At 74.4% G+C, this 20,114-nt stretch carries 19 protein-coding genes; 12 read left to right on the forward strand and 7 right to left on the reverse strand.

Annotated elements, in window-relative coordinates; genetic code table 11:
* The first annotated feature begins 253 nt into the window (after window positions 1-253).
* Window positions 254-706: an NUDIX hydrolase gene (locus ACZ56B_RS03505; protein ID WP_468785775.1), complete on the forward strand. Its 453-nt coding sequence runs from the start codon at window positions 254-256 to the stop codon at window positions 704-706.
* Window positions 707-918: 212 nt separating this feature from the next.
* Here ACZ56B_RS03505 and ACZ56B_RS03510 read toward each other — a convergent pair whose 3' ends face one another.
* Window positions 919-3,795, reverse strand: coding sequence for an FAD-binding and (Fe-S)-binding domain-containing protein (locus tag ACZ56B_RS03510; RefSeq protein WP_468785777.1), 2,877 nt, complete (start codon window positions 3,793-3,795; stop codon window positions 919-921).
* 318 nt (window positions 3,796-4,113) lie between these two features.
* Here ACZ56B_RS03510 and ACZ56B_RS03515 point away from each other — a divergent pair, with 318 nt between their 5' ends.
* The 7 genes from ACZ56B_RS03515 to serC all read left to right on the forward strand — a co-directional run bounded on the left by ACZ56B_RS03515 (window position 4,114) and on the right by serC (window position 11,238).
* On the forward strand, window positions 4,114-6,174 hold the full coding sequence (locus ACZ56B_RS03515; protein ID WP_468785779.1) for a sensor histidine kinase: 2,061 nt from the start codon (window positions 4,114-4,116) through the stop codon (window positions 6,172-6,174).
* Entirely contained in the window at window positions 6,171-6,578 is a 408-nt protein-coding gene (locus ACZ56B_RS03520; RefSeq protein WP_004986664.1) for a roadblock/LC7 domain-containing protein, read from the forward strand. Before ACZ56B_RS03515 ends, ACZ56B_RS03520 begins: the two co-directional genes overlap by 4 nt.
* Entirely contained in the window at window positions 6,575-6,922 is a 348-nt protein-coding gene (locus ACZ56B_RS03525) for a DUF742 domain-containing protein (protein WP_468785781.1), read from the forward strand. The genes ACZ56B_RS03520 and ACZ56B_RS03525 overlap by 4 nt, the downstream gene beginning before the upstream one ends.
* Window positions 6,923-6,953: 31 nt before the next feature.
* On the forward strand, window positions 6,954-7,538 hold the full coding sequence (locus tag ACZ56B_RS03530; RefSeq protein WP_468785928.1) for a GTP-binding protein: 585 nt from the start codon (window positions 6,954-6,956) through the stop codon (window positions 7,536-7,538).
* A complete protein-coding gene (locus tag ACZ56B_RS03535) occupies window positions 7,535-8,764 on the forward strand; it encodes a cytochrome P450 (protein WP_468785783.1) in 1,230 nt (409 codons plus the stop codon). Before ACZ56B_RS03530 ends, ACZ56B_RS03535 begins: the two co-directional genes overlap by 4 nt.
* The gene (locus tag ACZ56B_RS03540) at window positions 8,761-10,017 is read left to right on the forward strand and encodes a cytochrome P450 family protein (RefSeq protein WP_468785785.1); all 1,257 of its coding nucleotides are present in this window, start codon (window positions 8,761-8,763) and stop codon (window positions 10,015-10,017) included. Before ACZ56B_RS03535 ends, ACZ56B_RS03540 begins: the two co-directional genes overlap by 4 nt.
* Before the next feature lie 102 nt (window positions 10,018-10,119).
* Entirely contained in the window at window positions 10,120-11,238 is a 1,119-nt protein-coding gene (serC, locus tag ACZ56B_RS03545; protein ID WP_468785787.1) for a phosphoserine transaminase, read from the forward strand.
* A 55-nt stretch (window positions 11,239-11,293) separates the two neighbouring features.
* Here serC and ACZ56B_RS03550 read toward each other — a convergent pair whose 3' ends face one another.
* On the reverse strand, window positions 11,294-12,115 hold the full coding sequence (locus ACZ56B_RS03550; RefSeq protein ID WP_468785789.1) for an ABC transporter permease: 822 nt from the start codon (window positions 12,113-12,115) through the stop codon (window positions 11,294-11,296).
* Complete coding sequence (locus tag ACZ56B_RS03555; RefSeq protein ID WP_468785791.1) at window positions 12,112-13,074, reverse strand: ATP-binding cassette domain-containing protein; 963 nt, start codon at window positions 13,072-13,074, stop codon at window positions 12,112-12,114. The genes ACZ56B_RS03550 and ACZ56B_RS03555 overlap by 4 nt, the downstream gene beginning before the upstream one ends.
* A gap of 86 nt (window positions 13,075-13,160) precedes the next feature.
* Here ACZ56B_RS03555 and ACZ56B_RS03560 point away from each other — a divergent pair, with 86 nt between their 5' ends.
* On the forward strand, window positions 13,161-13,949 hold the full coding sequence (locus ACZ56B_RS03560; RefSeq protein ID WP_468785793.1) for a TetR/AcrR family transcriptional regulator: 789 nt from the start codon (window positions 13,161-13,163) through the stop codon (window positions 13,947-13,949).
* A 15-nt stretch (window positions 13,950-13,964) separates the two neighbouring features.
* Here the strand turns inward: ACZ56B_RS03560 and ACZ56B_RS03565 are convergent, their stop codons facing one another.
* Window positions 13,965-14,966 carry a WD40 repeat domain-containing protein gene (locus ACZ56B_RS03565; protein ID WP_468785795.1) on the reverse strand — a complete coding sequence of 334 codons (1,002 nt, stop codon included), beginning with the start codon at window positions 14,964-14,966 and terminating at the stop codon, window positions 13,965-13,967.
* 88 nt (window positions 14,967-15,054) lie between these two features.
* On the opposite strand from ACZ56B_RS03565, the gene ACZ56B_RS03570 reads away from it, so the two are divergent.
* Together ACZ56B_RS03570 and ACZ56B_RS03575 are read left to right on the forward strand one after the other, a co-directional pair.
* Window positions 15,055-15,732, forward strand: a complete 678-nt coding sequence (locus ACZ56B_RS03570) for a GDSL-type esterase/lipase family protein (protein WP_468785796.1) — start codon at window positions 15,055-15,057, stop codon at window positions 15,730-15,732.
* 256 nt (window positions 15,733-15,988) lie between these two features.
* Entirely contained in the window at window positions 15,989-16,981 is a 993-nt protein-coding gene (locus tag ACZ56B_RS03575; RefSeq protein ID WP_468785797.1) for an aldo/keto reductase, read from the forward strand.
* A 131-nt stretch (window positions 16,982-17,112) separates the two neighbouring features.
* Here the strand turns inward: ACZ56B_RS03575 and thpR are convergent, their stop codons facing one another.
* The 3 genes from thpR to ACZ56B_RS03590 form a co-directional block, all read right to left on the reverse strand.
* Window positions 17,113-17,685 carry an RNA 2',3'-cyclic phosphodiesterase gene (thpR, locus tag ACZ56B_RS03580; protein WP_468785798.1) on the reverse strand — a complete coding sequence of 191 codons (573 nt, stop codon included), beginning with the start codon at window positions 17,683-17,685 and terminating at the stop codon, window positions 17,113-17,115.
* Window positions 17,686-17,897: 212 nt separating this feature from the next.
* Window positions 17,898-19,262, reverse strand: coding sequence for an MFS transporter (locus ACZ56B_RS03585; RefSeq protein WP_468785799.1), 1,365 nt, complete (start codon window positions 19,260-19,262; stop codon window positions 17,898-17,900).
* 34 nt (window positions 19,263-19,296) lie between these two features.
* Window positions 19,297-19,734 (reverse strand): MarR family winged helix-turn-helix transcriptional regulator, encoded by a 438-nt coding sequence (locus tag ACZ56B_RS03590; protein WP_468785800.1) that lies wholly within the window; start codon window positions 19,732-19,734, stop codon window positions 19,297-19,299.
* Window positions 19,735-19,906: 172 nt separating this feature from the next.
* Between ACZ56B_RS03590 and ACZ56B_RS03595 the strand changes: the two genes are divergently transcribed.
* Window positions 19,907-20,095: a ribbon-helix-helix protein, CopG family gene (locus ACZ56B_RS03595; RefSeq protein ID WP_468785802.1), complete on the forward strand. Its 189-nt coding sequence runs from the start codon at window positions 19,907-19,909 to the stop codon at window positions 20,093-20,095.
* Window positions 20,096-20,114 lie beyond the last annotated feature (19 nt).

A 20,114-nucleotide genomic window follows, 5' to 3' on the forward strand; every position in this document is an offset into this window, starting at 1 on the left:
CGGGGGGTGTCCATTCCACTGTATGGGCCGGTTCACGGTGATGGACTCGGTCAGGTACGTACCTCTGTCATGCAACTGTCGCGGCCCCGGGGCGCGGCTGTCAACGGACTTCCACGGGGTGACCGGCCGGCCGCCGGGTACCGCGACGGGTGGGGCGACCGGTCGGCCGGGTACCGCGACGAACGGGCCGGCCGGGTACCGTCCCCACCGGCGAAGTCCTTGTCCACCCCCGTCCCCGTCCTCCCGAGGTCCCGTGCACCGACTCCTTGCCCGTCTCTGGCGCCTCCTGCGCCCCCTCCAGAGCCGCATCGTGTGGTTCCTGAACGCCAAGTTCGTGGTCGGCGTGACCGGCGTCGTGCGCGACGACGAGGGGCGGGTCCTGCTGCTCCGGCACCGGATGTGGCCGCCGGGCCGCCAGTGGGGCCTGCCGAGCGGCTTCGCGCGCAGGGGCGAGGACTTCCGGCGGACCGTGGTGCGCGAGGTCAAGGAGGAGACCGGCCTCGACGTGGAGGCGGGCCGCCTCGTCCTGCTGAACAGCGGCCCGCGCACCCGCCTGGAGGTGGCCTACGAGGCCCGTCTGCTGGGCGGCGAGCTGCGCCTGGACCCCCTGGAGATCCTGGAGGCCCGCTGGTGCCGCCCGGACGACCTCCCCGAGGACGTCCAGCCGGTGTGCGGCCCGCTGGTGCGGGGCGAGACGGTGCCGTGACGGCCGCCGCCCGCCGGGGAGACCGGCGGGCGGCCCCCGGTCTCCCCGGTGGAGCACCCCGCCACCCCGCCGGGCGCCCGAGCGGCGCGCCGCGGGTGGCGCGCCGCGGGTGGCGCGCCGCGGGTGGCGCGCCGCGGGTGGCGGGGAGCCGGGGCGAAGACCGCGACGGGTGGGTTCGGCCGAGCGCGCCGTGCACACCGGGCGGCGACCGCTCACGCCTCTTCGTCCAGGGCGGCCGCCAGCACCTCCGCCAGGTGCCTCCCCCGCACCCCGGCCAGCTGCTCCAGCTGCGTCCGGCAGGAGAAGCCGTCGGCCAGGACCACCGCGTCCCCGGGCGCCTCCCGCACCGCCGGCAGGAGCCGTTCCTCCGCGCAGGCCGCGGAGACCTCGTAGTGACCGGCCGCGAAGCCGAAGTCGCCCGCCAGGCCGCAGCAGCCGCCGCTCAGCTCGCCGGTGAGGCCGGCGGCCGTGCGCAGCCGGCGGTCGGCCGCATCGCCGAGGACCGCGTGCTGGTGGCAGTGGGTCTGGCCGACGACGGGGCGGTCCAGCGAGGGCGGGGCCCAGTCGGGCGCGTGCCGCTCCAGGGTCTCCGCGAAGGTGAGGACCCGTGCGGCGAGCCGGGCCGCGCGGGGGTCGTCGTGCAGCAGTTCCGGCGCGTCCGTGCGCAGGGCCGCCGCGCAGCTCGGCTCCAGGACGACCAGCGGGGCGTCCGCGGCCAGCACCGGCTCCAGCAGGTCCAGCGTGCGGCGCAGCACCGCGCGGGCGCGGTCGAGCTGGCCCGTGGAGAGGTACGTCAGGCCGCAGCAGACCCGCCCCCGGCGCGCCGTCGGCAACGACAGCGCCGACCGCGACCGCCCGTCCCCCACCGGGCGCCGCCCCGGCCGCAGCGTCGGGGGCAGCGCCACCCGCAGCCCGGCCGCCTCCAGGACCCGCACCGCCGCCCGGCCCACGGAGGGCGACAGGTGCTCGGTGAAGGTGTCCGGCCAGAGGACCGCCAGCGGGCCGTCCCCCGGGGGCGCGGGGGTCCGCCGGCCCCGCCACCACCGCGTGAACGTCTCCCCCGCCACCCGGGGGATCTCCCGCTCCCCCGCGATCCCGCCCAGCCGTTTCGCCGCGCTCGCGAGCGGACCCACCGAGGCCAGGGCGTTCACCGCCCCCGCCGTCCGCGTCCGCGCCACCCAGGCCAGCCACACCGGCAGCCACCCCATCGCGTAGTGGGCGGCCGGGCGGCGGCGGCCCGCGTAGTGGTGGTGCAGGAACTCCGCCTTGTACGTGGCCATGTCGACCCCGACCGGGCAGTCCGAGCGGCAGCCCTTGCAGGACAGGCACAGGTCCAGCGCGTCCCGCACCTCCGTGGACCGCCAGCCGTCGGTCACCAGCTCACCGGCGAGCATCTCGTGCAGCAGGCGGGCGCGTCCGCGCGTGGAGTGCTCCTCCTCGCCCGTCACCCGGAACGACGGGCACATCACCGCCGGCCCCGACGCGGACGCCGTACGGCACTTGGCGACCCCCACGCAGCGGCGCACCGCCGCCCGGAAGTCGCCGCCGTCGGCCGGGTAGCCGAAGGCCACGTCCACCGGTCCGCGCGGCAGGGCGGCGAAGCGGAGGTTCGCGTCCAGGGGCGCGGGGCGCACCAGCACGCCCGGGTTGAGCAGGTCGTCCGGGTCCCACAGGCCCTTCACGCGCTCGAAGAGGGCGACCGTCCGCGCGCCGTACATCCGCGGCAGCAGCTCGGCCCGCGCCTGCCCGTCCCCGTGCTCCCCGGACAGGGAGCCGCCGTGCGCCACCACCAGGTCGGCCAGCTCCTCGGAGAAGCGCCGGAAGCGGGCGACGCCCGGCCCGGTCAGCAGGTCGAAGTCGATCCGGACGTGGACGCAGCCGTCCCCGAAGTGCCCGTACGGGGCGCCGCGCAGCCCGTGGCCGGCCAGCAGGCCCCGGAAGTCCCGCAGGTACGCGCCGAGCCGGGCGGGCGGCACCGCGCAGTCCTCCCAGCCGGGCCAGGCCTCCGTGCCGTCCGGCATCCGGGTCGCCGTGCCGGCCGCGTCCTCCCGGATCCGCCACAGCGCGCGCTGCCGGGCGGGGTCGGTGATCACCAGGGCGTCCAGGGCGTCCGCCGCGCGGACGACCGCCTCCGCCCGCGCGCGTGCCTCGGCCCCCGTCTCCCCGCCGGTCTCCACGAACAGCCAGGCGCCGCCGCGCGGCAGGTCCGCGGCGGCCGGCACCAGGTCCGCCGCCATGCCCTCCACGGTCAGCGGCCGGTGCGCCCGCAACCCGGCCGCCGCCTCGGCGGCCCCGCTCTCGTCGGCGTACGCCAGCACGGCGAGCGCCCGCGCGCGGGGCGCCGGCACGAGGTCCACGACCGCCTCCGTCAGCACGCCCAGCGTGCCCTCCGAGCCGCACAGGAAGCGGGCGACGTCGGCGCCCCTCTCGGGCAGCAGGGCGTCCAGCGCGTAGCCCGAGATGCGACGGGGCAGCTCCGGGAAGCTGGTGCGCAGGCCGGCCAGTTCGCCGTCCACCAGCTCCCGCAGTCCCGCCGGGGCCCCGGCCCACCCCGGTCCGGGCCGCAGCCGCTGCCCGCGCGGGGTGAGGACCGACAGCTCCCGCACGTTGTCCGCCGTGGTGCCCCAGGCGACGGAGCGGGAGCCGCAGGAGTTGTTGCCGATCATGCCGCCGAGGGTGCAGCGGCCGTGCGTGGAGGGGTCCGGTCCGAAGCGCAGGCCGTGCGGGGCGGCGGCCTCCTGGAGGCGGTCGAGGACGAGGCCGGGCTGGACGACGGCCGTGCGGCTCTCCGGGTCGAGGGAGAGCAGGCGGTTCATGTGCCGGGTGAAGTCGAGCACCACCCCGGTGCCGGTCGCCTGGCCCGCGATCGACGTGCCGCCGCCGCGCGCCACCACCGGGACGCCGTGCGTCCGGCACACCGCCAGGGCCGCCGCCACGTCGTCGGCGTCCCGGGGGGACACGACGCCCAGCGGCACCCGGCGGTAGTTGGAGGCGTCCATGGTGGTCAGCGCCCGCGCGGTCGTGCCGAAGTCCACCTCGCCGCGCACGGCCGCCGCCAGCCCGGCCCGCAGTTCCCGCAGATCCGTCATGTCCTCAGGATGCCTCCGCCCGGCCGGTCCGAAGGCGGCGCGGGGCCCGCGGCGCACGGCCCGCGGCCGGCCCCGCACGACGCCTCGTGCGGGGCCCGGACCACCCGCGGGTTGGTCGAATAACGAGAACAGGATCAGATTCTTCCCAAGACGATCACGAACTCTCATATAGTGACCGCGAGTTGCGCGCAGTTGTCGGCTCTCCTCCGGAAGCGACCCCGGAATCGGTCCGACGACCCATGGAACCGACCGAGGGCCGCGCGGACGACGGTGCACGCCCGCGGACCCGACCGAGGATTCGACCGAGGACCCTGATTGATGACCTCCCCCCTGCTCCCCGGCGACCGCCCCACCCCCCGCAGTCTCCTGCCCGTCCCGTTGCTCACCCTGGTGCTCTCCGCGGCGGCGGTCGTCGCGGCCGTCCTCGCCGGACCGGAGCCCGCGCGGGGCGCCGTCGGGTGGACCGGGCTGGTCGCCGCCCTGCTGCTGTGCGCGGCCGTCACCGCGGCCACGTACGCCGTGCTGTCGGCGCGGGCGGCCCGCGGGCGGCTGGAGGCCGTCACCCAGGACGTCGGCCGGCTGCTCCAGGAGCGGGCACGGCTGGCCGAGGAGTCGCGCCGCCAGCACGAGCGGCTGACCGGCGAACTCAACCGCGAGCGCGCCCGGTTGTCGGCCGAACTGGACCGCGAGCGCGACCACCTCGCGAAGACCCTGACGGCCGAGCGCGACCGGTTCGCCGAGCAGCGCGCCGCCGACGCCGCCCGCCTGGAGCAGGAGCACGGCGAGGAGCTGACCCGGCTCACGGACGCCCACGCCGCCGAGCTGAAGCGGCTCGCCGAGGAGCACGCCGAGAAGCTGCGCCTCATCACCGAGGAGCACGGCGCCCACACCGACCGGCTGGCCCGTGACCACGCGGAGCGGATCGAGCGGCTGACCGAGGAGCGCGACCGGCTGGCGCAGGACCGGGACCGGCTCACCGACGGGAACGCGCGGCTGGCCGCCCGGCTGCGCGAGGCCACCGGCGCCCGCGCCGCCGCGCTGTCCGCGACCGCCAACGCGGCCGGCCGGATGCAGGCGCTGGCCACCGGCATGCTCGCGGACCTGCGCGCGATGGAGGACAAGCACCACGACGAGGAGGTCCTCGCCGACCTGCTCCACCTCGACCACCGCACCGCGCAGGCCGGCCGGCTCGCCGACTCCATCGCCGTCCTCACCGGCGCCCGCTCCGGCCGCCGCTGGGCCCGGCCCATCGCCATGGAGTCGATCCTGCGCGGCGCCATGGGCCGGATCAGCGGCTACCAGCGGGTCCGCGTCCACTCCGCCAGCGACACCGCCGTCGCCGGGCACGCCGCCGAGGGCGTGATGCACGCGCTCGCCGAACTCCTCGACAACGCCGCCAACTTCTCGCCGCCGACCGCCGAGGTCCACGTCTACGTCGAGGAGGTCCCGGCCGGGGTCATCGTGTCCGTCGAGGACAGCGGGCTCGTCATGGGCGAGGCCCAGCTGCGCCGCGCCGAGCGCGCGGTCTCGGGCCAGTCCGCCGAACTCGGGGGCCTCACCGGCACCCGGCTCGGCCTCGCCGTGGTCGGCCGGCTGGCCCGGCGCTACGGGCTCAGGGTCTCCTACCGTCCCTCGGCCCGCGGCGGCACGGGGGTGCTGATGCTCATCCCGCAGGACATCCTCGTACCGCCGGACGCGGCCCCGGCCGCCGTGCCGGCCATCGCCGCGCCGCCCACCGCCGCGCCGGCCGCGCCCACCGGGAGCGCCGCGCCCCCCGCACGGACCCCGGCGGCCGGGTCGCCGGCGGCCGCGGACCTCCCCCGCCGCCGGGACGGCCGCACGCAGACCGCGCGGGCGGACGCCGGCGGCGGGACGGAGCCGGAGACGAGCCACGGCACCGCGCACGAGACCGCCCCGGCGGAGCGCGCGGCGGCCCGCGACACCGCGCCCCCCGCGGCCGCCTCCTACGCGGCCTCCCGGGCCGGGGCCGACCTCGACCCCGACCCGGTGCCCACGCACGGGTCCGCGGGCCGGGACACCGGTGAGTACCCGCTGGTGCTGCCCCGCCGGCGCCGGGGCCGCACCCTCGCCGAGGCCGAGCGCGCGCGTTCCGGCAGCCGCGGCGCCGCCCCGAGGCCGGCGCCGACCGCCGAGGAGACGAAGGCGCGCACGGCCCGCTTCAGCAGCTTCCGCCAGGCCGTGCGCGCCACCGCCCCGGACGCCTGCCCGGACGACCCGGCCGCCCCCGGCCCCGACACGACCACCACCGACACCGCCGGCCCCTCCGTCGGCGCCGCTCCCGATCCGACCCCCGAAGCACGATCCACCCCCGAAGCACAGCCCACCCCCCCGACCCCGGAAGGCGACACCACCTCATGACCGGCACGACGACCGCCGACGAGAAGCTCACCTGGCTGATAGAGGGCCTGTTGGAGCGCACGCCGGGCGCGCGGCACGCGCTCGTGCTGTCCCGCGACGGCCTGAAACTGTGCCGTACCCCCGAGCTCTCCGCCGACCAGGCCGACCAGCTCGCCGCGATCGCCGCCGGCATCCAGTCCCTGTCGCACGGCGCCTCGGTGGAGTTCGGCGACGGCAGCGGCGGCGTGCGCTCGGCGATGACCGAGTTCTACGGCGGTGTGCTGTTCATCGTGGAGGCGGGTGAGGGCGCGCACCTGGCCGTCGTCACCACGGAGGACGCGGACGCCGGGCTCGTCGGGCACAACATGAGCGAGCTCGTGGAGCAGCTCGGTGAGCACCTGACCGCCCGGCCGCGCACCTCATGAGCAGGCCCGGCAGGGACGACGCCCCGGACCGGCTCTACACCCTCACCCAGGGGCGCAGCAGCTCGGGGCCCGACAACCCCTTCGACCTGGTGACCCTGGTCGTCGCCGAGTGCGATCCGGTGCCCGGCATGCAGTCCGAGCACGCGGCGATCCTGCGCATGACCGAACGCCCCACGGCGGTGGTGGAGATCGCGGCCGAGCTGAAGCTCCCCGTGAGCATCACCCGGATCCTGCTGGCCGACCTCCTCGCGGCGGGACGGGTCAGCGCCCGTCACCCCCGCAGGGCCGCCGTTCCCGACCCCGACATCCTGGAGCAGGTGCTCGTTGGACTCCGCAACCTCTGAGACGCACACGGCGTCCGAGACGCGCACGCCGCTGGGCGCGTCGGCCGACAACGGCCTCAAGATCGTGGTCGTGGGCGGCTTCGGCGCCGGCAAGACGACGATGGTCCGCTCGGTCAGCGAGATCCGTCCCCTCAACACCGAGGAGACGATGACCCAGGCCGGCGAGGCCGTCGACGACGTCACCGGCGTGCGCGGCAAGACCGCGACCACCGTCGCCTTCGACTTCGGCCGCATCACGCTCGACGCGCGCAACGTGCTGTACCTGTTCGGCGCGCCCGGCCAGGAGCGCTTCTGGTTCCTGTGGGACCGGCTGTTCTCCGGGACGCTGGGCGCGGTGGTCCTGGTGGACACCCGGCGCATCGACGACTCCTGGTACGCCATCGACCGGCTGGAGAAGCACGGCACGCCGTTCATCGTGGCCTGCAACGACTTCGGCGGGCCCGCCTTCGCCCCGGAGCAGATCCGCGAGGCCCTCGACCTCGACCCGCACGTCCCGCTGGTCAGCTGCGACGCGCGGTCCCGGGAGTCGAGCAAGCTGGTGCTGATCACGCTGGTGGAGCACGTCCGGGCCCTGTACGCCGATCCCGCCCGAGCCCCCCGTCAGGAGCTGGTGTGAGCCCCACCCCCGACCCGGTCCGCTTCAGCGGGCCCCTGCTCCAGGACGACCCGGCCCGGGTGTACCGGGAGATGCGGCGCGAGCACGGCAGCGTGGTCCCGGTGCTGCTGGACGGCGACGCGCCGGCCTGGCTGGTGCTCGGCTACCGCGAGCTGCACCAGGTCACCGGGGACCCGGTGCTGTTCAGCCGCGACTCCGAGCTGTGGAACCAGTGGGAGGACATCCCCGACGACTGGCCGCTGCTGCCGATGATCGGCCGCAGGCAGCCGTCGATCCTGTACACGGTCGGCGAGCGGCACCGTGAGCGGGCCGGGATGATGGTGCACGCGCTGGAGGCGGTGGACCCGTTCGAACTGCGCGCGCACGCCGAGAACTTCGCGGACGAGCTGATCGACGGCATCTGCCCGCGGGGCAGGGCGGACATCATCGCCGAGTTCGCGATGCTGCTGCCCGTGCGGGTCCTCGCCCGGCTCTACGGCTTCACCGACGAGGAGGGCCCGGCGCTGGTCACCGCCCTCAACGACATGATCGACGGGCGGGAGCGGGCGCTGGCGGGCCAGGCCCACCTGTTCACGTCGATGACGGAGCTGGTGGCGAGCCGCCACAAGGAGCCCGCCGACGACGTCGCGTCCCGGATGCTCGCCGACACCTCGGGCTTCACCGAGGAGGAGATCGTCCAGGACCTGATGGTGATGCTGGCCGCCGGGCACCAGCCGACCGCCGACTGGATCGGCAACTCCCTGCACCTGATGCTCACCGACGGCCGGTTCGCCGCCTCCCTCTTCGGCGGCCGCAACAGCATCGCCGAGGCCATGAACGAGGTGCTGTGGGAGGACACCCCCACCCAGAACGTGGCCGCCCGCTGGGCGTCCCGCGACACCCAGCTCGGCGGGCGCCGCATCCGCGCGGGCGACATGGTGCTGCTCGGCCTCCAGGGCGCCAACTCCGATCCCCAGGTGCGCACCGACGGCTCGGCCCTGACCGGCGGCAACAGCGCGCACTTCTCCTTCGGCCACGGGGAGCACCGCTGCCCGTTCCCGGCGCAGGAGATCGCCGAGGTGATCGCGCGGACCGGCATCGAGGTCGTCCTGGACCGGCTGCCCGACATCGACCTCGCGGTCCCGGCCGCGTCCCTGACCCGCCGCCCGTCGCCGTGGCTGCGCGGGCTGTCCGAACTTCCGGTCACCTTCACACCCACCCCCGCCCTTGGAGGCACGCGCGCATGACGGCTGGCACGCAGTCCCCGACGTTCACGCCCGGCACCGAGCAGAACCCCCTCCACCTCGACCCGCTCGTCGGCGACCTGGACGGGGAGAGCGAGGCGCTGCGGGCCGCGGGCCCCCTGGCCGCCGTGGTGCTGCCGGGCGGTGTCCCGGTGTGGGCGGTCACGCACCACGCCGAGGCGAAGAGGCTGCTCACCGACCCCCGGGTGGTGAAGGACATCAACGTCTGGGGCGCCTGGCAGCGCGGCGAGATCGCCCCGGACTGGCCGCTGATCGGCCTGGCCAACCCGCCCCGCTCCATGCTCACCGTGGACGGCGCCGACCACCGCCGGCTGCGCACCCTGGTCGCCCAGGCGCTCACCCCGCGCCGGGTGGAGCGGATGCGGGAGCGGATCACCGAGCTGACCGAGGGCCTGCTGGACCAGGTGGCGGCCCACCCCGGCGACACGGTCGACCTGAAGGCGGCGTTCGCCTACCCGCTGCCGATGTACGTCGTCGCCGACCTGATGGGGCTGGCGGAGGAGCGGCTGCCGCGGCTGAAGGAGCTCTTCGAGAAGTTCTTCTCCACGCAGACCCCGCCCGAGGAGGTCATCGCGACCCTCACCGAGCTGGCGCAGATCATGACCGAGACGGTCGCGCGCAAGCGGGAGCACCCCGGCGACGACCTGACCTCCGCGCTGATCCAGGCGTCCGAGGGCGGCGACCACCTCACCGACGAGGAGATCGTCTCCACGCTCCAGCTGATGGTCGCGGCCGGCCACGAGACGACGATCTCCCTCATCGTCAACGCGGTGGTCAACCTCTCCACCCACCCCGACCAGCGCGAGCTGGTGCTGTCCGGCGAGGCGGACTGGTCGGCGGTGATCGAGGAGACCCTGCGCTGGTCCACGCCCACGTCCCACGTGCTGATCCGGTTCGCCACCGAGGACGTGCCGGTCGGCGACAGGGTCCTGCCCGCCGGGGACGCGCTGATCGTGTCGTACGCCGCGATCGGCCGCGACGAGCGGGCCCACGGTCCCACGGCCGGCGCCTTCGACATCACCCGCGAGACCGCCCACCGCCACATCTCCTTCGGCCACGGCCCGCACGTGTGCCCCGGCGCGGCCCTGTCCCGCCTGGAGGCGGGCGTGGCGCTGCCCGCCCTGTACGCGCGCTTCCCCGGGCTGGACCTGGCGGTCCCGGCGGGCGAGCTGCGCAACAAGCCGGTGGTCACCCAGAACGACCTGTTCGAGCTTCCGGTGAAGCTCGGCGGATGAGGGGGGCGGGCGGTGGACGGGCCGGGGAAGGCCCGCCCACCGCCCGTCTCAGCCGACGGACGACGTTTCACCCGGGTTTCGCCGAGCCGCTAGGCTCCCTTCGTGGCTGAGATCCAGATTCCCGCTGACATCAAGCCCGCCGACGGTCGATTCGGCGCGGGCCCCTCCAAGGTGCGGACGGAAGCGCTGGACGCGCTGGCCGCGACCGGCACGTCCCTGCTGGGCACCTCCCACCGCCAGGCCCCGGTGAAGAACCTGGTCGGCAAGGTGCGCGAGGGCATCCGCGACCTGTTCCGGCTGCCCGACGGCTACGAGGTGGTCCTCGGCAACGGCGGCTCCACCGCGTTCTGGGACATCGCGACCCACGGCCTGATCGAGAACAGGTCGCAGCACCTCAGCTTCGGCGAGTTCAGCTCCAAGTTCGCCAAGGCCGCGAAGCTCGCCCCCTGGCTCGCCGAGCCGGACGTGATCTCCGCCGACCCGGGCACGCACCCCGAGGCGCGGGCGGAGGCGGGCGTGGACGTCTACGCCCTCACCCACAACGAGACCTCCACCGGCGTCGCCATGCCGATCCGGCGCGTCGCCGGGGCCGACGAGGGCGCCCTCGTCCTGGTGGACGCCACCTCCGGCGCGGGCGGCCTGCCGGTCGACATCGCCGAGACCGACGTCTACTACTTTGCCCCGCAGAAGTCCTTCGCCGCCGACGGCGGCCTGTGGATCGGCGTGTTCTCCCCGGCCGCGATCGAGCGCGCCGAGCGGATCCACGCCTCCGGCCGCCACGTCCCGGAGTTCTTCTCGCTGCCCACCGCGATCGACAACTCCCGCAAGAACCAGACGTACAACACCCCCGCCCTCGCGACGCTGTTCCTGCTGAACGAGCAGCTGGAGTGGCTCAACGGCCAGGGCGGTCTCGACTTCGCGGTCCGCCGCACGGCCACCTCCGCCCGCACCCTGTACGGCTGGGCGGAGGACGTGAAGTTCGCGAGCCCCTTCGTCACCGACCCGGCCAAGCGGTCCCAGGTCATCGGCACCATCGACTTCACGGACGAGGTGGACGCCGCCGCCGTCGCCAAGGTCCTGCGCGCCAACGGCATCGTCGACACCGAGCCCTACCGCAAGCTCGGCCGCAACCAGCTCCGGGTGGCGATGTTCCCGGCGATCGACCCGGCGGACGTCGAGGCACTGACCAAGTGCGTCGACTACGTGATCGAGAAGCTGTAGCCGCACCCGTCGGAAGAGGGGCGCCCGGTCCGACGACCGGGCGCCCCTCGGCCGCTCACCGGCCGAGCCGCTGGAACCTGCGCACCGCGAGCGGCAGGAAGACCGCCGTCAGGACCAGCGGCCACACGCCCGCCATCAGCAGCGCGTGCCGCTCGACCCAGGAATCGCCGCCACCGGCCGGTGTGCCGAACAGGTCCCGGGCCGCGGCGGCCGTGGAGGAGATCGGGTTCCAGGCGGCCACCCAGCCCAGCCAGTCCGGCATGAGCTGCGGCGCCACGAAGATGCTGGAGATCATCGTGAGCGGGAAGGCGACCGCGAACAGGCCGCCCGCCGCCTCCGGGTCGGGCACCAGCAGCCCCAGCCAGACCCCGAGCCAGATCAGCGCGAACCGCAGCCACAGCAGCAGGCCGAACGCCGCGAGGAAGCCCCAGCCGCCGTCCGGGCGCCAGCCCATGGCCAGTGCGGTCAGCATCAGGATCCCCAACTCCGCGCAGGCGACGATCAGATCGGTCACGCCGCGCCCGGCCACCACCGCGGACGAGGCCATCGGCATCGAGCGGAACCGGTCGATCACGCCCTTGGTGGAGTCGTACACCACGACGGTCGCGGTGTTGATGAAACCGAACGCCATCGTCATCACGAACATGCCGGGCATCAGGAAGTCCTTGTAGTCCCTGTCGCCGGGCACCTTCATCGCGCTGCCGAAGACGTAGCCGTAGAGCAGCACCGACAGGATCGGGAAGCCCAGCTGCCAGGCGATGTTGACGGGCTGGCGCCGGTAGTGGGTCAGGCTGCGGCGGACGATGTTCCAGCAGTCCGCGAGCGCCCAGTACGTACGGCCGTGCACGGCCGGTCCGGTCGGGTCGAGCGCGCTCATGCCGCCGCCTCCTCCTCCGTGCGGTGCCCGGTCAGGCGCAGGAACACGTCGTCGAGGCTGGGCCTGCGCAGCCCGATGTCCTCGACCCGCACGCCCTCGTCCTGCAGGGTGCGCGCCACCTCCGTCAGCGCGGCCACCCGGTCGGTCACGGAGGCGTACACCCGCAACTCGGTGTCGTCCACCTCGGGTTCGCCGTCGACGACCCGCGCGACCGCCTTCACGGCCCGGGGGATCCCGGACCGCTCGGCGACCACGACCTCGATCCGGTCGCCGCCGACCAGGTTCTTCAGTCCGTCCGGGGTGTCGTCGGCGATGGCCCTCCCCTGGTCGATGACGGTGATCCGGGAGGCGAGCCGGTCGGCCTCCTCCAGGTACTGCGTGGTCAGCAGCACGGTCGTCCCGCCGGCCACCAACGCCCTCACCGAATCCCAGACCTCACCCCGGCTGCGCGGGTCCAGTCCCGTCGTCGGCTCGTCCAGGAACAGCACGGCCGGCGCGAGGATCATCGAGGCGGCGAGGTCGAGGCGCCGCCGCATGCCGCCGCTGTAGTCGCCCACGCCCTTGTCCGCGGCGTCGGTGAGGCCGAACCGCTCCAGCAGCTCGGCGGCCCGCGCCCTGGCCCGCCGGCCGCCCAGGTGGAACAGCCTGCCGAACATCTCCAGGTTCTGCCGGCCGGTGAGCACCTCGTCCACGGCCGCGTACTGCCCGGTGAGCCCGATCCGCGCCCGCACCTCGCGCGCCTGCCGGGCGACGTCGAGCCCGGCCACCACGGCCCGGCCGCCGTCGAGCCGGGTCAGCGTCGACAGGATGCGCACGGCCGTGGTCTTGCCGGCGCCGTTCGGTCCGAGCAGTCCGTGCACCGTGCCCTCGCGGACGACGAGGTCGAAGCCGTCCAGGGCGCGCTGGTCGCCGTAGCGCTTCTCCAGGCTTTCGGCCCGGACCGCGCAACCGTCGTTCATGGGTCCCCCTTCCAGTAACTGGGTACACCGTACCCGATGGCGCGTACGCCGTACTCAGTTTTTGCGCGCGGATCTAGACTGCTCCCATGACGAGTGGCAGGGGCGGTACGGAGAGCAGCGGCAGCGGCGACATCGCCCGCACCCTCGACCTGCTGTGGGACACGGGCCGGCGGCCCAGCCGGGGACCGAAGCCCGGCCTGACGCTGGACCGCATCGTCGAGGCCGCCGTCGAGGTCGCGGACCGGGACGGGCTGGGCGCCGTCTCGATGCGCCGGATCGCCGCGGAGCTCGGCACCGGCACCATGTCCCTGTACCGCTACGTCCCCGGCAAGGGCGAGCTGCTCGACCTGATGCTGGACCGCGTGCAGCGCCCCGCGCAGGACCCCGCCGGCTTCGGCGACGGCGGCTGGCGCGCGGCCCTGGAGGCCCTGGGGCGGGCCACCCTCGCCCTGTACCGCCGCCACCCCTGGCTGCTGGAGGTCAACCAGTCGCGCCCGATCCTCGGCCCGGGCGCGCTCGACGGCATGGAGAAGGTGCTCGCCCGGATCAAGCCGATGGGCCTGTCCGACCCCGAGCTGGTGTCGGCGGTCGTCCTGATCGACGGGTACGTCGTCGGGGCCGCCCGCACCCAGCTGTACGAGCGGGAGGCGGAGCGCACCTCCGGGCTGACGGACGCGGAGTTCTGGGAGGCCCAGCGCCCGGCGCTGGAGAAGGCCATGCACAGCGGGCGCTACCCCGTCCTCGCCGCCCTCTCCGAGGACACCTTCGGCCCCGACTTCGACCACTTCGAGTTCGGGCTGCAGCGCATCCTGGACGGCCTGGAGGTACTCGTGGCCCGGCGGGCCGGTGAGCGGGCCGGCGAGGCCGGCGAGTGACGGCCGTCCCCCGCCTCAGCGCCGGCGCCGCAGCCGGCCCAGTCCGAAGAGGGCCGCGACGACGACGGCCACGGCGACGAGCGTCCCGCCCTCGATCTCGATCCCGGTCCCGCCGCTCCCGTCGGCGGCGCCCTCCCCCTTCTCCGCGCCCCCGCCGGACGGGGACGCCTCCCCGCCGCCCCCGCCGGGCGCCTCCCGGGACTCGACCGTGCTCCGGGCGCCCTCGCTCCCGTACAGCAGCCGGGACCCGTCCGCGGAGTAGCTGACGGACTCCCCCTGCCGCTGCAGCGGTACGCTCAGCCGCCCCTCGCGCCGCGGCTTCCCGTCGTTCCAGGCGTAGTGGATCCCGCCGAAGTACCCGCGCACGGCGAGGTGCTCCCCGTCCGGGGAGAACGCGGCGTCGGTCGCCCACAGCTCGATCGGGGCGACCGGCCGGAAGACGTTCTTCCCCGAGGCGGAGAGTTCGGCGGGCCCCTCGTACAGGTGCCCGCCCTCCTCCTTCTTGTCGATGAGGTACACCCGCCCGGTCTTCGGGTGGACCACCAGGGACTCGGCGTCCCGCGGCCCGTCGGAGTACGTCACGACGTACTGCGTGGCCCGCACGGTCCGGTCCCCGAGCTCCTCCGGTTCGGGCAGCTCGTAGATCCACACGTGCGGCCAGGTGCCCCCGAGGTTGTCCCCGATGTCCCCGACGAAGATCCTGTTGCCGGGCCCGACGGAGATGGCCTCGACGTCCCGGGGCGTACCGATCCCGGTGAGGGTGAGACGGGCCACGGTCTCGCCGGTCGCGCCGTCGACGGCGTAGAGGTGGGGGCCGTCGTCGCTGTCGTTGTGGGTCCAGTAGACGCCGGGGTGGAGGCGGGAGGCGGCGAGTCCGCTGGACTCGGTGATGCGCGGGTCCTCGATCGTGAACCCGCCGTTCCCGGTGCCGTCGCCGGCCGCCCCGGCCGCTGGGGCGGACACGGCGAGCGCCCCCGTGAGAAGGGCGGCGGCGAGGAGGACGGAGCGTCGGCGCATGCCCCAAGACTGCCATCCCCCGGGGCACTTCACCGCGGGTGTCCGGTCTCACATCGCGGCGGCCGGACCGATCGTCCATGATGATCGGGTGCTCAGGTTCATGCCCGTCGGTGACTCGATGACGATCGGGAGCGCGGGTGAACACACCTGGCGCTACCGGCTGTGGCGGCACCTGTGCACGGCGTACGGCGGTCCGTTCACGTTCGTCGGCCCGCGCGAGACGCTGCACGACCCCGCGACGGACGCCCCCACCTCGTACGCGTACGCCGAGCCCGACTTCCCCCGCGCCCACCTGGCCGGCTGGGGCGAGGGCTGGCACCACATGGTCCCGCTGATCGGCGAGGCGGTGCGCGCGCACCGGGCGGACGTGCTGCTGGTGTCGCTGGGCCTGATCGACCTGGGCTTCTACACCAACGCGGAGCAGACTGCGGACAACGTCCGGGCCTTCGTCGCCGAGGCGAGGGCGGCCCGCCCGCGCGTCCGGATGGTCCTGCTGCCGGTGATACCCAACATCCGGGCGGAGGCGGAACCGTCCTTCGCCGCGCAGGTCGCCCGCTTCAACGACCTGCTGGCCAAGACGGTCGTGGACCTGGACGCGCCGTCCTCCTCCCTCCTGCTGGCCGCCCCCTCCCCCTCCTACGACCTCCACACCGACACCTACGACGGCACGCACCCCGACGCGAGCGGCGAACACAAGATCGCGGCGGCCTTCGCGGAGGCGCTGTGGCGGGGGTGGGACCTGGGCGGGCCGTACGAGGCGGCGTGAGCGGCCGCCGGGCGGCCCCCGGCGGGTGCGCCCCGCCCCGTGCCCCGCTCACCGTGCGCGTCGTCGTACCGCGCGGCCGCGCTCGTCCGTGGAGCGGCCGGGAGCGACCGGGAAGGGGCGCGACGACGACCGTCCGCGACGACGGGGCCGCCGACCACCACGCCCCTCGGTCCCGTCCTCAGGACGGACGACTCCCCCCGTGAATGATCGTCGTCCTCTTGCATAGAGCGCACTCCAAGCCGTTGGCTTGACGAACATGAAGTACACGCAGCTCGGACGCACCGGACTCAAGGTCAGCCGCCTCGTCCTCGGGACGATGAACTTCGGCCCGCAGACCGACGAGGCCGACAGCCACGCCATCATGGACGCGGCACTGGACGCAGGCATCAACTTCTTCGACACCGCCAACGTGTACGGCTGGGGCGAGAACAAGGGCCGGACGGAATCGATCATCGGCAACTGGTTCGCGCAGGGCGGCGGACGGCGCGACAAGGTCGTGCTCGCCACCAAGGTGTACGGGAACATGGGACCCGACGGCGAACCGTGGCCCAACCACGACAAGCTCTCCGCGGTCAACATCCGCCGGGCCGTCGACGCCAGCCTGAAGCGGCTGCGGACGGACCACATCGACCTCTACCAGTTCCACCACATCGACCGCGACACCCCGTTCGAGGAGATCTGGCAGGCGATCGACGTCCTGGTCCAGCAGGGCAAGGTCCTCTACGCCGGGTCCTCCAACTTCCCCGGGTACAAGATCGCCCAGGCCAACGAGATCGCGGCCCGGCGCGGCGGCACCATCGGGCTGGTCAGCGAGCAGTGCCTGTACAACCTCGCCGAGCGCCGCGCCGAGATGGAGGTCATCCCGGCCGCGCGGGACTACGGCCTCGGCGTCATCCCGTGGTCGCCGCTGCACGGCGGTCTGCTGGGCGGGGTGCTCAAGAAGGAGGCCGAGGGCGTGCGCCGCGCCTCCGGGCGGGCCGCCGAGACGCTCGCCGACCCCGCCGGCCGCGCGCGGATCCAGGCGTACGAGGACCTGCTCGACAAGCACGGCCTCGAGCCCGGCGAGGCGGCCCTGGCCTGGCTGCTCACCCGGCCGGGGGTGACCGGCCCGATCGTCGGTCCGCGCACCGCGCAGCAGCTGGAAAGCGCGCTGCGGGCGGTCGAGCTGGAGCTGGGCGAGGAGCTGCTGGCCTCACTGGACGAGGTCTTCCCCGGTCCGGGGCCGTCCCCCGAGGCCTTCGCCTGGTGAGCCGGGCACGGTGAGGGCGCCGGCGGCGGCGCTACTGTCCGAGCGCCGCCGCCAGCGCCACCACGGCGAACATCAGCACGAGCGCACCGGCCATGATCCGGTTCCGGGTTTTCGGGTCCACGCCCTCGAGCCTAACCGGCCGCCCCGAGCGGCCTGCGCGCGACCGTCTCGTAGCGGGGCTGTTCGCCCGGCACGCCCGACCTCGGCAGGTTGCTGCGCACCAGGGCCAGCTCGCCCACGGTCCAGGTGCGGCCGCGGAACCCGTGCAGGACGTCCAGGTAGGGCCGTGTGTCGACGCCGTCCCGGCTGCGGGCCAGCGTCAGGTGGGCCTTGTAGCGGCGGTGCTCCCCCATCGGCACGCCCGCCCTGCGCGCCGCCGCCTCGGCGCGCTCGGCCAGCAGGCGCAGGGCGCGCAGGTCGCCGTCCGCGCCGGTCCACAGGGCCCTGCCGTGCCCGAACTGGCCGCCTCCGCCGAGCGCCAGCCCGAACGGCTCGGTACGGGCCGCGACCCGTTCCAGGCGGGCGGTCAGGTCGGGCACGAGCGCGTCGTCGACCTCGCCGTAGAAGGCGAGCGTGAGGTGCCAGCCGGGGCGGCCGGTCCAGCGCAGGCCGTCCGCGCCGGGCAGCTCCTTCAGCCGGGCCACCTCGGCGGCGAGCTCGCGGACGACGTCCTCGGGGGGCAGCACGGCGGCGAAGAGTCTCATGCGTCCAGTCTGACCGGGGAACGCACGGACGCTCCCGCGTGCCCCGGTCACCGTGGGCACCGTCCGCCGTGCCGCGCGGCCGCGCGCGGCGAGCGGCCGCGCGGCGAGCGGCGGCCGGGGAGGAACGCCGCGCGGGGGGCACCCGCCGGCCCCGGACACAGGGCCGGCGGGTGCCCCCCCCGCGGCCGGACCGCCGGACCGCCCGGCGCCCGTCACACCGCCGGGGCCAGCGTCTCCTGCCGTTCCCGGGGCACGAACCGCACCCGCGGGTGGCCCTTGTGCCAGCCGACCGAGAGGCGGAGCCTGCCGACCCTGGCCAGGATCAGGCCGATCACGGCCGCGGCGGCCATCGCGACCGCGCCGCCCGCCGCGAGGCCGATCCGGGCGCCGTAGGTGTCGGTGACCCAGCCGACGATGGGGGCGCCGACGGGCGCGCCGCCGAGGAAGACCATCATGTACAGGGCCATCACGCGGCCCCGCACGGTCGGGTCGGTGGACATCTGGATGCTGGTGTTGGTGGTGACGTTGACCGTCATGGCGAACAGACCGACGGGCACCATGAGCAGGGCGAACATCCACAGGGACGGCGCCCCGGCGGCCACGACCTCCAGCGCGCCGAAGGCCAGTGCGGCCAGGACGAGCAGCCGCAGCCGCGCCGTGCCGCGCCGGGCGGCGAGCAGCGCGCCGATCAGGGAGCCGACCGCCATCAGGGTGTTGAACATGCTGTAGGCGCCCGCGCCCCCATGGAAGACGTCGTCCGCGAAGGCCGAGAGGTAGACCGGGAAGTTGAAGGCGAAGGTGCCGATGAAGCCGATCAGGACGATCGGCCAGAGCAGGTCGGGGCGCCCGGCGACGTAGCGCAGGCCCTCCCGCAGCTGCCCCTTGCCGCGCGGGGCGCGCTCGACGGTGTGCAGTTCCCGGGCCCGCATCAGCAGCAGGCCGGTGAGCGGCGCGATGAAGGACAGGCCGTTGAGCAGGAACGCCCAGCCCGTGCCGACGCCGGTGATCAGCAGGCCCGCGACGGCGGGGCCGACCAGGCGGGCGGACTGGAAGTTCGCGGAGTTCAGGCTGACCGCGTTCTGCAGGTGGCGGGGGCCGACCAGCTCGGAGACGAAGGACTGGCGGGCCGGGTTGTCGACGACGGTCGCGAGGCCGAGGGCGAAGGCGGCGACGTAGATGTGCCAGACCACGACCTGGTCGGTCAGCGTGAGGACGGCGAGCACCAGGGAGGTGAGGGCCATCGCGGTCTGGGTGACGAGCAGCGTGGGGCGCTTGCGCAGCCGGTCGACGAGGACGCCGCCGTACAGGCCGAACAGGAGCATCGGCAGGAACTGCAGGGCGGTGGTGATGCCGACGGCGGCGGCGGAGCCGGTGAGGCTGAGCACCAGCCAGTCCTGGGCGATGCGCTGCATCCAGGTGCCGATGTTGGAGACCACCTGGCCGAGGAAGAACAGGCGGTAGTTCCTGACCCTCAGGGACGAGAACATCGAGGAGGTGCGGCGGTCGGTGCCGGGGTCGGCCGGGGTGTCGTGGGGATTAGGTGCGGGGGCGGAAGGTGCTCCGGATCCCGTACTCAAAGGGTTTCGCCTCCTAGTGGCTGCTACGGCTTTCCTAGACGTGTGCGAGCTTCTCCAGCACGGGGGCGGCGGCGCGGAGTTTCGCCCACTCGTCCTCGTCGAGTCCTTCGGCCAGCGACGCCAGGAACGCGTTCCGCTTGCGGCGGCTCTCCTCGAGCATGGCCTCGGCCTGCTCGGTCTGCGTCACGACCTTCTGGCGCCGGTCGTCGGGATGCGGCTCCAGCCTGACCAGACCCTTGGCCTCCAGCAGGGCCACGATGCGGGTCATCGAGGGGGGCTGGACGTGCTCCTTGCGGGCGAGCTCGCCCGGGGTGGCCCGGCCGCAGCGGGCGAGGGTGCCGAGCACCGACATCTCGGTGGGGCTGAGCGACTCGTCGACGCGCTGGTGCTTGAGCCGACGGGACAGCCGCATCACGGCGGATCGGAGGGCGTTCACGGCGACCGCGTCGTCGCCCTGGCTGAAGTCCGGCATGGTCGTTAGCGTAACTCATTACTCTCGCTAAGGAGTACCCGGAACGGCCCTCCGCGCCCGTGACTCCTGCCACTTCCCTGACAGCACCCCGCCATCCCTCCTCCGGGGTCACTCGTACGGGTGATCAATCCGCGGAATGCCACACATCGCACCGAAGAATGCGGCAAGGCTCATGCCCATGGGGACCGAGGTGCTCAGCCTGCGCATGGACCACGAGCTGCTGGAGCGGCTCCGCCACCATGCCGCCAAACGCGGCATGAGCGTCCAGGACTACGTCGTCCGGACGCTCATGCGCGATGACTTCGACCAGCGGTTCCAGGCCGCCGTCGAGGAGACGGAGAAGTTCTACGGCGTCCCCTGACCCGGCACCGGGCGGCCCG

The sequence above is a fragment of the Streptomyces sp. NPDC034670 genome, from assembly GCF_055574875.1.